Source organism: Nannocystis bainbridge, assembly GCF_028368995.1.
In the GTDB taxonomy this organism is placed as follows: Bacteria; Myxococcota_A; Polyangia; order Nannocystales; family Nannocystaceae; genus Nannocystis; species Nannocystis bainbridge.
Genome location: NZ_JAQNDL010000005.1, coordinates 173,555 through 186,581 on the forward strand (window position 1 = coordinate 173,555; position 13,027 = coordinate 186,581).

The 13,027-nt window shown below is 70.0% G+C and carries 9 protein-coding genes; 5 read left to right on the forward strand and 4 right to left on the reverse strand.

Going from position 1 to position 13,027, the window contains the following annotated elements:
* Positions 1–6 precede the first annotated feature (6 nt).
* Entirely contained in the window at positions 7–1,197 is a 1,191-nt protein-coding gene (gene kbl / locus POL25_RS41065; RefSeq protein ID WP_272091887.1) for a glycine C-acetyltransferase, read from the forward strand.
* 125 nt (positions 1,198–1,322) lie between these two features.
* Here kbl and POL25_RS41070 read toward each other — a convergent pair whose 3' ends face one another.
* Positions 1,323–1,733, reverse strand: coding sequence for a hypothetical protein (locus POL25_RS41070; RefSeq protein WP_272091888.1), 411 nt, complete (start codon positions 1,731–1,733; stop codon positions 1,323–1,325).
* A gap of 226 nt (positions 1,734–1,959) precedes the next feature.
* Between POL25_RS41070 and POL25_RS41075 the strand changes: the two genes are divergently transcribed.
* Together POL25_RS41075 and POL25_RS41080 are read left to right on the forward strand one after the other, a co-directional pair.
* A complete protein-coding gene (locus tag POL25_RS41075; RefSeq protein ID WP_272091889.1) occupies positions 1,960–2,820 on the forward strand; it encodes a hypothetical protein in 861 nt (286 codons plus the stop codon).
* A gap of 119 nt (positions 2,821–2,939) precedes the next feature.
* The gene (locus tag POL25_RS41080) at positions 2,940–4,067 is read left to right on the forward strand and encodes a M14 family metallopeptidase (protein ID WP_272091890.1); all 1,128 of its coding nucleotides are present in this window, start codon (positions 2,940–2,942) and stop codon (positions 4,065–4,067) included.
* A gap of 111 nt (positions 4,068–4,178) precedes the next feature.
* On the opposite strand, the gene POL25_RS41085 is transcribed toward POL25_RS41080, so the two are convergent.
* Positions 4,179–6,188 (reverse strand): ribonuclease R family protein, encoded by a 2,010-nt coding sequence (locus tag POL25_RS41085; RefSeq protein ID WP_272091891.1) that lies wholly within the window; start codon positions 6,186–6,188, stop codon positions 4,179–4,181.
* 96 nt (positions 6,189–6,284) lie between these two features.
* Complete coding sequence (locus POL25_RS41090) at positions 6,285–7,562, reverse strand: outer membrane protein assembly factor BamB family protein (RefSeq protein ID WP_272091892.1); 1,278 nt, start codon at positions 7,560–7,562, stop codon at positions 6,285–6,287.
* 404 nt (positions 7,563–7,966) lie between these two features.
* Here POL25_RS41090 and POL25_RS41095 point away from each other — a divergent pair, with 404 nt between their 5' ends.
* Both POL25_RS41095 and htpG read left to right on the forward strand, forming a co-directional pair.
* Positions 7,967–8,875: a hypothetical protein gene (locus tag POL25_RS41095; RefSeq protein ID WP_272091893.1), complete on the forward strand. Its 909-nt coding sequence runs from the start codon at positions 7,967–7,969 to the stop codon at positions 8,873–8,875.
* A gap of 260 nt (positions 8,876–9,135) precedes the next feature.
* A complete protein-coding gene (gene htpG / locus POL25_RS41100; protein ID WP_272091894.1) occupies positions 9,136–11,028 on the forward strand; it encodes a molecular chaperone HtpG in 1,893 nt (630 codons plus the stop codon).
* 90 nt (positions 11,029–11,118) lie between these two features.
* On the opposite strand, the gene POL25_RS44785 is transcribed toward htpG, so the two are convergent.
* Positions 11,119–12,933 carry a DUF11 domain-containing protein gene (locus POL25_RS44785; protein WP_272091895.1) on the reverse strand — a complete coding sequence of 605 codons (1,815 nt, stop codon included), beginning with the start codon at positions 12,931–12,933 and terminating at the stop codon, positions 11,119–11,121.
* Positions 12,934–13,027 lie beyond the last annotated feature (94 nt).

A 13,027-nucleotide genomic window follows, 5' to 3' on the forward strand; every position in this document is an offset into this window, starting at 1 on the left:
GTCCGCATGTACAGCAAAGCCCGCGACCACTACGCCGCCATCCTCGCCGAGATCGACGGCGCCGGCCTGACGAAGCACGAGCGCGTGATCGCCTCGCCGCAGGGCGCCGAGATCACGGTGAACGGGCGCACGGTCCTCAACTTCTGCGCCAACAACTACCTCGGCCTCTCGAGCCACCCCGCGGTGATCGCCGCCGCCCGCGACGCCCTCGACGCCCGCGGCTACGGCATGTCCTCGGTGCGCTTCATCTGCGGCACCCAGGACCGCCACAAGGAGCTCGAGCAGCAGCTCGCCGGCTTCGTCGGCACCGAGGACGCGATCCTCTACTCGTCCTGCTTCGACGCCAACGGCGGCCTGTTCGAGACCCTGCTCGGGCCCGAGGACGCGATCATCTCCGACGCCCTCAACCACGCCTCGATCATCGACGGCATCCGCCTGTGCAAGGCCCAGCGCCACCGCTACGCCAACGACAACCTCGAGGAGCTCGAGTCGATCCTGAAGGACACCCAGTCGGCCCGCCTGCGCCTGGTCGCCACCGACGGCGTGTTCAGCATGGACGGCAACATCGCCCGCGTCGCCCAGATCTGCGACCTCGCCGAGAAGTACGACGCCATGGTCATGGTCGACGACAGCCACGCCACCGGCTTCGTCGGCCCGACCGGGCGCGGCAGCCACGAGCACGGCGGCGCGTTCGGCCGCGTCGACATCATCACCAGCACCCTCGGCAAGGCCCTCGGCGGCGCCTCGGGCGGGTTCGTCGCGGCCAGCAAAGAGGTCGTCGCCCTCCTGCGCAACCGCTCGCGGCCCTACCTGTTCAGCAACTCGCTGGCGCCCTCGATCGTCGCCGCCTCGCTGACCGTGATGGACCTGCTGACCGGCAGCTCCGAGCTGCGCGACCGCCTGGGCGCCAACACCCGCCGCTTCCGCGCCGGCATGACCGCCGCCGGCTTCGCCATCAAGCCCGGCGTCCACCCGATCGTGCCCGTCATGCTCGGCGACGCCCGCCTGGCCGGCGAGTTCGCGGCCCAGATGCTCGAAGAGGGCATCTACGTGGTCGGCTTCTCCTACCCCGTCGTGCCCAAGGACCAGGCCCGGATCCGCGTCCAGCTGTCGGCCGGGCACGAGCCCGAGCACGTCGAGCGCGCGATCGCGGCCTTCTCGGCCGTCGGCAAGCGCCTCGGCGTCCTGTCCGCTTGAACATGTCCTGAAGCACCTGTCCTCTCAAACATGTGAGGACGGGCGCCCCCGCATCGGGGCGATCTCCCGCCGGTCGCTGCAATCGTCGCAGCCGCCCGGCGGTTTCGCGCTTCCTGCGCAGTCCGTCAGCGGCTCTTCACGTTGGCGATCATCATCAGCACCAGGCAGGCGATGACGGGGATCGCATAGGGCACGACCTTGAGCCCGCCGAGCTCGAAGTTCTGCCAGCCGAGCAGGAACTCGGCGCCGGCGATCGACCCTGCCACCAGCAGCGCGCCCAGCCGCTCCGGCCAATCGGTCTCGATCTTCAGCCCGATATAGAAGGTGAGCAGCCCGACCGCGCCCGTGATCGCCGGGAAGGCCCACGCCGGCAGCCCGGCGATGGCGTCGATGCCCTGCGTCGCCAGCTGCGGGTTGCTGAGCGCCAGGTTGGCCAGGACAGCCACCAGCACCAATCCCGTGGCGAAGATCAGGTAGGTCCAGACGCGCCCCTTGTGGGTCCGGTGGCTGTGATCGTGCGCGTGCCCTGCTGCCATGTGTTCCTCCGCCGGCACTGTACCGCGTCCAGTCCGTCACACCGGACCGGCGATGAGACGCGGAACACAGTCAACCTGACCGCGCGGTCTCGGCCACCGGCCAGCGGGCCATCCCTCGCAATTCCGACGTCCCCCCTTGCCGAGTCTGCCAGTGTCGGGCAGCATGAAATCGTTCGGCTCGGATCCTTCGACGCTCTTAACTGTTCTTTTTCGTCACGGTACTCCCATGCAACGCAACGCTCTCCGCTGGCTTCATAACCTCCCGCTCCTCTCACTGCTGGCCGCGCCGCTCGTGATCCCCGGCTGTGGCCTGGCGAAGCTCGATATCGACGGCTACGAGGACGGCGACGAAAAGGGTGAAGGCGGCCAGGGCGAAGAAGAGGGCGGCCAGAACGAGGAAGAGGGCGGCCACGGTGAAGAGGGCGGCCACGTCCCCGGCGACCCCGGCACCGGCGGCTGGGAAGAAGGCGGCGAGGGCGGCGAGCAGGGCGAGACCGGCATCCCCGACCCTGGCGAAGAGGGCGGCGAGGAAGGCCAGGCCGAGTGGGGCGGCGAGGAAGAGGGCGGCGAAGGCCCCGGCCCCGGTGAAGAGGGCGGCCAGGAAGGCAACGCCGAGTGGGGCGGCGAGGAAGAGGGCGGCGAAGGCCCCGGCCCCGGCGAAGAGGGCGGCCAGGAGGGCAACGCCGAGTGGGGCGGCGAAGAGGGCGGCGAAGGCCCCGGCCCCGGTGAAGAAGGCGGCCAGGAAGGCAACGCCGAGTGGGGCGGCGAAGAAGGCGGCGGCGAAGGTCCCAACCCCGGCGAAGAAGGCGGCGAGTGGGGCGGCGAGGACGGCGGCCAGACCACCGGCAGCGGCGAGACCACCGGCAGCGGCGAGTGGGGCGGCGAGGAAGGCTTCCCCGGCGAAGAGGGCGGCGTGCCTGGCGAGGAAGGCGGCGAGTGGGGCGGCGAAGGCGGCAGCGAGGGCGACAACAAGCCGCTCAAGAAGCCCGTCGTCCTCATCGAGAAGCAGTTCAACCAGTGCCTCGATTCGGGCAGCGGCTACGACCATTGCGTCGGCCAGCTCGACCTCGCATTGAAGAAGCTCTGAGCTCCCGCGCATCCGCGTGAAACGAGGCGCCGAGGTCCGCACGACCTCGGCGTTTTTGCGTGGTTCGATCGGCCGAACTTGCGCGGCCCGTCGATGCGCCCGACACTCCGCCTCGAACGATGCAGATCACCAGCAACTTCGACGGCGGCAACATCCTCGTCCGCGACATCGCCGATCCGGGCGACGCGCACCTCGAGATCCGGCGCGACAACAGCTCCGAATTCTACCAGTGGTTCCACTTCCGCGCCTCGGGCGTGCGTGACACCCCGCTGGCCCTGCACATCGACAACGCCGGCATCAGCAGCTATCCGCCGGGCTGGAAGGACTACCAGGCGGTCGCCTCTTACGACCGCGATCAGTGGTTCCGCGTGTCCACCGAGTACGACGGCAAGCGCCTCACGATCCGCCACACTCCCGAGCACGACAGCGTCTGGTACGCCTACTTCGCGCCCTACTCGCACGAGCGTCACCTGGACCTCGTCGCCGCCTGTCAGACCTCGCCGCAGTGCCGCCACGAGCTGCTCGGCGCCACCGTCGACGGCCGCGACCTCGACCTCCTCGTCATCGGCGAGCCCGCGGCCGGCAAGCGCGTGTGCTGGATCGTCGCCCGCCAGCACCCCGGCGAGACCATGGCCGAGTGGCTGATGGAGGGTCTGCTCGAGCGCCTGCTCGACGACGAAGATCCGGTCGCCCGCCAATTGCTGGCCCGGGCCGTCTTCTACTGCGTCCCCAACATGAACCCCGACGGCTCGTTCCGCGGCAACCTGCGCACCAACGCCGCCGGCGCCAACCTCAACCGCGAGTGGCAGACCCCCACGCGCGAGCGCAGCCCCGAGGTCTTTTACGTGCGCCAGCGGATGGAACAGACCGGCGTCGATTTCTGCCTGGATGTCCACGGCGACGAGGCCCTGCCCTACAACTTCATCGCCGGCCCCGACGGCGTCGCCTCGGTCACGCCGCGGGTCCTCGACCTGCAGGCCGAGTACGAGCGCCTGCTGACGCGCGCGAGCCCCGACTTCCAGACCGAGCACGGCTACGACGCCGTGGCCCCGGGCGCCGCCAACCTGACGATGTGCACCACCTTCATCGCCGACCGCTTCGGCTGCCTGTCGATGACGCTCGAGCAGCCGTTCAAGGACACCGTCGACTCGCCCCACGCGCTGTTCGGCTGGTCGCCCGAGCGCTGCCGCAAGCTCGGCCGCGCCAACCTCGACGCGCTGTTCGGCATCCTCGACCGCCTGCGCTGAGCTCGTGCGCGCCTGCCCCTGCGGACAGGCGCGACCGAATCGCAGCGCCTGCCCTTTCGGACAGGCGCGACCGAATCGCAGCGCCTGCCCGTTCGGACAGGCGCTCGTCGCTCAGCTCTTGCCTGCCCCTTCGGACATCCGCATCACGAACGCGAACTCGATCTTGCGGCGCTGCACGCTGCTGTCGATCACCTCGACGATCAGGCGGTCGCCGACCGTCAGCGTGAAGCCCGAGCGCTGGCCGACCAGCTTGACCCCGGACGGGTCGAGCTGGAACGGCTCGCCGCGGTCGCGCTCGAGGTTGCCCGTGCGCACCAGCCCGTCGACGAACGGCCGGTCGACCTGCACGAACGCCCCGGGCGAGCCGATGCCCGACACCGTCGCCTCGAACCGGTCGCCCACGCGGTCGCGCATGTAGAGCGCCGCGAACAGCGACTTGCTGTCGCGCTCGGCGTCCGCGACCGACCGCTCGCGCTGGCTGCTGCGGACCGACTGCTCGGCCGTCTGCTCGCGCTGCGGCATCGGCGGCACCGGCTCCGGCCCCGGCAGCCCGCCGATCTTCGCCAGGTGGGCCTTGAGCACGCGGTGCACGATCAGGTCCGGGTAGCGCCGGATCGGCGACGTGAAGTGCGCGTAGGCGTCGCTGGCCAGCGCGAAGTGGCCGACGTTTTCGACGCTGTACTGCGCCTGCGCCATCGCCCGCAGCATGAACATGTGCAGCGCGGCGCGGCGCGGGTGATTCTGCGTGCGGTTCAGGAACTTCTGCGCTCCGCGCGGCGTGGTCAGCTTCTCCGGGTCGGCCGTGGCGCCGAGCGCCTCTGCCACCGTCGCCAGCTGCTCGAGCCGCACCGGGTCGGGCGCCGCGTGGATCCGGTACACCAGCGGCAGGTTGGCCCCGACCGCCACGCGTGCGACCGCCTCGTTGGCGGCCAGCATCAGCTCCTCGATCAGGTTATACGCCCGCGCCAGCTCGGCGCTGGCGCGCGTCGGCACGATGTCGCGGATGCGCTCCGGATCGTCCTGGTCGAGCAGCACCTTGATCTCGGGCACGTTGAGCTCGATCGCCCCGAGCCGCAGCCGGCGCGCGCGCAGCCGGTCGGCCGCCGCTCGCAGCGCCGCGATCCGCGAGCGGACCTCCGGCGGTTGGGTCGGCTGCGAACCTGTCTCTTCGGACAGCACGGCCGCGGCCTCCTCGTAGGTCAGGCGCTTGCGGCTGTGGATGACCGCCGCGCGCAGCACCAGCTCGTCGATCTCGCCGTCGCCCGCCAGGCGGAAGCTCGCCACCATCGCCAGGCGGTCCTGCTCCGGCACCAGCGAGCACATGTGCGACGACAGGGCCCGCGGCAGCATCGGGATCGAGCGGTTGGGCAGGTAACACGAGAAGCAGCGCCAGGCCGCCTCGCGGTCGATCGCCGTGCCCTCGCGGACGTAGTGCGACACGTCGGCCACGGCCACGTGCACGCGCACGGCCCCGTGCGCCCCCTCGCCCGCGATCGCCTCGACGCACACCGCGTCGTCGAAGTCGCGCGCGTCGACCGGATCGATCGTCATGAACTCGAGCCCGCGCAGGTCGGCCCGGTTCGTCAGGTCCTCCGGCTGCACCGTCTCGGGCACCGCCTCGGCCTCGGCCAGCACGTCGGGCGCGAACTCGGGGTCGATGTTGTACTCGAGCAGGATCTTCGCCTGCTCGGTCGCCAGCGTGTTCGGCGGCCCCAGCAATCGCTCGATCCGGACCGCCCCGCCGTCGCGCGTATCGATCGGGTAGCGCGTGATCGTGGCGACCACCACGATGTCCTCCGGGACATGTGTGCCGTCCTCGACGTCCGGTCGCAGCAGCACGCGCGGGTCGTCGCACTCGAGCACGCGGACGCGGCCGATCCGCCGCACCTGGCCCGTCAGTCGCGTGCGACCGCGGCGCACGATCCGCACGATCTCGCCCTCGAAGCCCTTCTCCGACGGCCAGCTGTAGACCTCGACCTCATCGCCGTCCAGCGCGCCGCTGAGGCGTCCGCGCGGGATGAAAACAGTTCCTTCACCATCGAGGCGTTCGGCGAACCCGAACCCTCCTGGGTTGACCACCAGCCTCGCGGCCGCGGCCCCCTTTTTCTCTTCCTTGCTCACGCGCGTGAAGATGCCGGCGCAATTCCCCCCGCGCAACCCGCGACGACGCGCGGCAAACGCACGCGCGCACGATCACGCCGGAACATCGCTTCGGGGCTAGCGGAAGGCTCGCAGGTGCCCGTCGTCGCAGCCGACCACGAGCGTCCCGTCGTCCGCGATCGCCACGGACGAGTCGATGTCGGCGCCGAGCTCGATCGTCCACAGCACCTTGCCGCGCGGCGAGACCGCGTAGAGCCGCTCGTCCTGGCTGCCGAAGAACAGGTTGCCGTTGGCGTCGACGACCGGCGTCGCGTGGATCTTGCCGCCGGTCGGCAGCACCCACTTCACGTCGCCGCCCGCGGACAGCGCGTAGAGATTGCCGTCGAACGACGTCGCGTAGACCGCCCCGCCCGCGCCGAGCGCGATCGCCGAGCGGATGTCCTTCTGCGCCACGAAGCTCCAGCGCAGGCTGCCATCGGTGCGCAGCGCGTGGACCCGGCCGTCGTCGGCGCCGACGTAAATCGCCCCGCCGTCGCCGAGCGCCGGGCCGCCGTCGACATCGGCGCGGATCGAGTATGTCCACTGCATCGCGCCGTCGGCGCTGAGGGCCGTGAACAGCCCGTCCTGGCCGCCGACGTAGATCGTACCGTCGCCCGCCACGATCGGGGCCGCGAACACGTGCTTGGCCTGGATCGACGCGTCGGCCGGGTAGTGCCAGCGGATCTGTCCCTCGGGACTGATGCGATAGACCCCGTCGGCGCCGAGCACCAGGTCGCCGTCGGGCGCGATCGTCGGCCCGCCGTCGGCGTCGCAGCGCGCGCCTTCGGGGCCTGGCACCCGCGCGCCGTCGCAGTTGCCGAGCTTCAGCGTCCACGCGATCGCCTGCTTCTCGAGGTCGATCGCGTAGAGCGTGTCGTCATCGGCGCCGACGTACGCCCGATTGCCAGCGACCGCGGCCGTGGCCCACACCATCCCGCCGAGCATCACGTCGAGCACGATCTCGCCGGCGCGCGAACCGCCGAGCGCCACGCCGACGAAGCGTCCGGCGTGCGTCCCGACCAGCGCAGCGGGCTCTCCGCCGACCTTGGCGAGCGCCGGCGAGGCGAACACCACCGCCCCGAGATCGCGGTCCCACAGCTCTTTGGGCTCGCTGGTCGGCCCTTTCGCCTTCGTCGGGCCCGCGTGGCCCGGCCCGCCGCGGGCCCAGGCGCCGCTCGCCAGCGCCGGCGCGCGCGACGTTGCAGATACAGCCGCCTCGACCGGTCTGGGGGCCACGCAGACCCCTGCCTCGCAGATCCGGTCGCCTTTGCAGTCGGTGTCTTTGGCGCAACCCGGGTCCTGGGTCGTCGGCGCCTCGGTCGGCTCGGTCCACTGACAGCCGGCGGCGCCCAGCACTCCCGCAAGCGCCAGCGCAAGCCCCGGAACATCGTTACTTCGTCTTCTGCGCGACACTCCAGGAGTCCTTTGGCCGGCGCGACCAAGTGAGCGAAAACTCTTGCCTTTGCGGCAATCTACCTTCGGCTCGGCTTTGACATCAACATTTTGGGGTGGTACCTGTATCCCGATATTCGCGGGAAAAAACGCCCCCCAGCGCGAGTTCCCGCGCAGGCCCGGGCGTCGCCCGGCGCCCCCGGGCACCCCGCTCTCTTCGCGGGCGCGCCCTCGGCGCACCACCCCCTCCCCGCCCCGTGGTCCCATCGATTCACCCTCTGAGCAGCACCCGGACGACGTTCTGTCGCATCCTGGGTCTGGCTCGGATTTCTGGCCCTCCGGGCCGCCTTTGCGCCTGAGGAGCAAGCATGTCCAGCCAGCCAGCCGCCCAGATCTCTTCCGGGACCGACGAGCCGGTCGAAGAGATCTACTACCGCAAGGGCGACATCGACTTTTGTTTCCTGCTGAACCGCCGGCACCACAACCTCCGCGTGTTCGACTACCGCGTCGGCAACTACCAGCAGAAGCGCGACTTCTTCGACCGGATCGCGCGCGCCGAGGGTCTGCGCAAGGTCTTCACGGTGGTGGAGAAGCAAGACTCGAAGAGCTGGCGCAGCGTCGGCTTCTCGCGCGAGGGTGCGATCCCCGGTTATTTCCGCACCGCCGACGCCTACATCATGAGTCGCGTCTACACCGAGGACGGTGAGCCGATTCAGGGCGGAGCGCCGAAGATGGGCGCGCCGCTGGCATTGCCGGGCAAAGAGGGCAAGGACAAGGACCTCAAGGGCGTGCCCAAGCCGCGCGGCCTGACGGTCGACTTCATCCGCGACCCCGTGCTGCTGCAAGACATCGTCCGCGGCGTCGGCCAGGACGCGCTGTACGCCCCGTTCCGCCGCGGCGTGTTCAACCCCGACCTGGCGATCCACGCCAAGACCGGCAAAAAAGAGTACTGGGTCGGCGCCGAGACCGACAGCTCGTTCGGCCACGCCAAGGTCGACATGCTGACGCCGCCGGTGAAGGACATCGAGCTGCCGGTGCTCGAGTACTGCGTGAAGGCGCTGCTCGACGAGCTCCACAAGCAGGAGACCGCCAGCGTGTTCGCGCTGTGCGCCGCCGACTGGACCCTCAGCAATCAGGTCTACAGCGAGCTCGGCTTCAAGGTCACCGCGCGGCTCACCGATCACATCACGCGCGCCGACGAATTCGTGGGCGCGCAGCTGTGGCACCGCCGCCTGGCCAACGTCGCCGCGCCCAAGCTGAGCAGCCTGCTCGGCTGATCGCCGCTCGTCCGTCTCGCGCGTGCGCAGCTGCTGCGCACGCGCGGTTCGCATTGGTTCGGCGCCCACGGGGCTGCCGCTGCGCGCGGCCCGAACACCCGCACAAGCCCGCCGCGAACCTCGCCGGCGCCACTTGACGCATCAGGCGGTGGGTTTACCTTCCCGCCCGAGCCGTCCCGGAGGCGCCTGCGCGGTCCAAAGCCCGCAGCCGCGCCGGGGTCCACGACAACCCTCCGAATCGTCTTGCCGAAGGTGCCAACGTGACCACTAGCCGCGAAGAGAAGCACGAGTTCAAGGCCGAAGTCAGCGCCCTGCTCCGCCTCGTCACCAACTCGCTGTACACCAACCGCGAGATCTTCCTCCGCGAGCTCGTCTCGAACGCCTCCGACGCGCTCGACAAGGCGCGCTTCCAGGGCCTCACCGACACCAGCCTGCGCGACCGCCAGGAGAAGCCGCAGATCAAGATCAGCGCCGATCATGTCCGCGGCGTCCTCACCATCGAGGACACCGGCGTCGGCATGACCCGCGACGAGATCGCGCTCAACCTCGGCACCATCGCCCACTCGGGCACGCTCAAGTTCCTCGAGAAGGCCCGCGCCCAGCAGGACAGCGGGCAGAAGCCCGACCTCAACCTCATCGGTCAGTTCGGCGTCGGCTTCTACAGCGCCTTCATGGTCGCCGACCGCATCGAGGTCACCAGCCTCAGCGCCGCCGAGGGCGCCGAGCCCGTGCATTGGACCAGCGCCGGCGACGGCACCTACAGCGTCGGTCCCGGCGAGCGGACCACCCGCGGCACCACCATCGAGCTGCACCTCAAGCCCGACGCCAAGGAGTTCCTCGATCGCTGGAAGATCGAGGGCATCATCAAGCGCTACAGCAACTACGTCGTCCACCCGATCCTGCTGAAGGTCGTCGACGACAAGGGCGCCACCGAGGTCGACGGCAAGCAGGTCAACGACGCCACCGCGTTCTGGATGCGGCCGGCCCGCGAGCTCGGCGACGCCGACTACAACGAGTTCTACAAGCACGTCATGGGCGGCTTCGTGCTGCCCGGCGACGAGCCGCTCGGCCACCTGCACCTCCACGCCGACGCGCCGATCCAGTTCGTCGCCCTGCTCTACGTCCCGGGCAAGCCGCCGGCCGACCTGTTCCAGGAGGACCGCAAGGCCCTGCAGCTGTTCGCCCGCCGCGTCGTCGTCATGGAGAGCTGCGACAAGCTGCTGCCCGGCTACCTGCGGTTCGTCCGCGGCGTCGTCGACAGCGAGGACCTGCCGCTCAACGTCTCGCGCGAGATGCTGCAGGAGCACAACGCCCTCACCTCGATCCGCCGCCAGCTGACCCGCAAGGTGCTCAAGCTGCTCGAAGGCATCGCCAAGGACAAGCCCGAGACCTACGAGCAGATCTGGGCCAACTACGGCGCCGTCCTCAAGGAGGGCATCCACACCGACAGCACGCACCACGACGACCTCGTCGAGCTGCTGCGCTACCGCTCCTCCGACGGCGACAAGCCGGTCTCGCTGGCGCAGTACGTCGAGGCTATGCCCGAGGGGCAGCCCGCCATCTACTACATCACCGGCGAATCGATGGCCGCGGTGGCCCGCAGCCCGCACCTCGAGGCTTGCCGCGCGCGCGGCTACCAGGTCCTCTTCATGGCCGACCCGATCGACGAATGGGTCGTGCAGGACCTGTCCGAGTACAAGGGCAAGCAGCTCGTCAGCGTCACCCAGGGCGACCTCGACATCCCCGAGGACAAGGATCACCAGCACGATCCGGGCGCCATCGCGGCCGCCGTCGACAAGTCGAAGGAGCTGCTGACCGACAAGGTCAAGGACGTGCGCGTGTCCAAGCGCCTGCGCGAGAGCGCGGCCTGCCTGGTCGACGACAGCGGCGGCCTCTCGCGCAACATGGAGCGCATCCTCAAGATGGCCCGCCAGGACGTGCCGACGCGCCAGCGGATCCTCGAGCTGAACCCCGAGCACCCGTTCGTCCAGGCCGTCGACAAGCTGGCCCGCGAGGCCCCGGGCGACGACCGCCTCGGCACCTACGTCGAGCTCCTCTACGACCAGGCCGCCCTCGCCGAGGGCCAGGTCCCCGACCCGGCCGGCCTGCTCAAGCGCTTCAACTCCGTGCTCAGCGGCTCGATCAAGATCTGACGCGCGGCCTCCCGGCCTGAAGAGCTCCGCGACGACCGTCGCGGGGCTCTTCGCGCTTTCGGACATGTCGCAAGGGACATGTCCGTAAGATCAGTTCGCCTGGCGTCGCCGTCGCAGCAGCAGCCCGAGCAGCCCGAGCAGGCTGGCAGAGCCTGCCCCTCCGGTCATGTCACTGTGGCAGCCGCAGCCCTCGCCCCCCGTCTGCCCGCCAGTCTCGCCCGCGCTGTCGCCGGTCTCGCCGCTGCTGCCGGCGCCGCCCGTCAGCGGGCCCGTGACCTCGCCGCCGCCGGTCGTCGGCGCCGTCGTCGTCACCCCGCCGCTGTCACTCGCGCTGGCGCCCGTGCCGGACGGCTCGGAGGTGCCCGTGCCGCCGTCGGTCGTCGGCTCGACCCCGTAGGCCGTCATCGTCGCGTTCGAGTCCACCACCAGCGCATTGACCCCGGCGCGGTACTGCAGACGCGCGCTGTTCTCGTACACGCCGGGCGCGCCGAGCTCCACGATCACGCTGACCGTCTTGCCCTCGCCCTCGCCGAGGTTGCCGAGCTGCCACGTCACCACCCCGTCGACGTGGCTGCCGTCGTCGGTCGCCGACACGAACGTCACTCCGGCCGGCAAGGTGTCGGTCAGCACCGCGTCGAGCGCGGGCATCACTCCCATGTTGACGAACGTGATGTCGAACGTGACCTCGGGGACATCCGAGGTCGCAGGCGCCGACTTGGTGACCGAGATCTGCGGCGACCCCTCCGCCGTCGCGCATGGCGCCTCGAACAGCGAGTTGAGGAACAGCCGCGTCCCCTGCGTGGTCGGGTTCTGCGAGATCGGCAGGTCCACGTCGTACTCGTGCCCGCCGAGGTAGCTGACCTTGCCCGCCGTCAGGCACGCCGCCGACAGCCCCGGCCCGACCTCCAACCCGGGACAGATGCCGTCGACGAAGCCGGTCATCCATACGTCGTTGATCCCGATCGACGTCCCCGCCTCGGTGATCATGACGATGTCGCTGCCCTTGTAGCTGTCGCCCTCGGGCAGGCTGTACGCCGGCTCGCTGCCGCCGACCGACTGGAACGGCCCGTCGAGCTGACCGAACGGCGTGTCGGTCTCGTAGTACTCGTACATGTCCGGTTGCTGGCCGATGAGGAACCCGTTCGGCGTCAAGAAGTGCCCGTGCGCGGCCAGGTTCTCGAACGCGTTGACCGCCTGACACTCGGCGAACAGGTGCGTCGGATGGGTCAAGAACTCGCGCATCTCCGCCACGACCTGCTGGTTCTGCTGGGCGTCCTTCACCCCCCAGTGCATCGACATGAACTGGCAGTAGACCGGATCGCCTTCAGCGTCGAACAACGCCCCGTCGCGCAGGTTGTCCTCGGTCGGCCCCGAGAGCTCGTCCGGATCCAGCATGTCGGGGCTGGTGTCAGGCCAGCCGTAGTCGCCGACAGAGTCGGGGATCCCCGCCGCCATCATGTACTTGCGCGCGATCTTCTGGTTGCCGTCGGCCATCATCGCGATCGTCGGCGCCACCACCAGCGTCGCCGCGACGTCGCTGGCGAACCCCTCGCTCGCCTCGTGGACCGCCACGTCGGGGTTGTCCTGCTGCCACGCCTCGACGATCGGCAGCGCGTCCGCGGCGTCGGCCGCGTCGATCACCCACGGCCCGCCGCGGTAGCCGTGGCCGTCGATCGTCGCCCCGCTGGCCACGTCCGTCGCCGAGGTGGTGAAGTCGGCCTCGGCGTGGCCCTTCCCGGCCTTGATCGCCCAGTGGACCGGCACGCCCTGGCGCAGCAGCTCGTACACGAGCCCATAGGCGCGCAGCATGCCGAGGTCCTGGTAATCGGTGTCCATCGGGATCACCAGCGAGCCGGCGGCGAAGTCGGCCGCGCTGGCCGGCGCCGGCGCGAGCGCGAGCGCCACGGCGACAGCAGAAACTCCTGTACGCATCATGAGGGTTTGTCTCCGCCCGTTGGACAGAATCCCCGGAGGTCGCTCCAACCCAACTTCACGACCT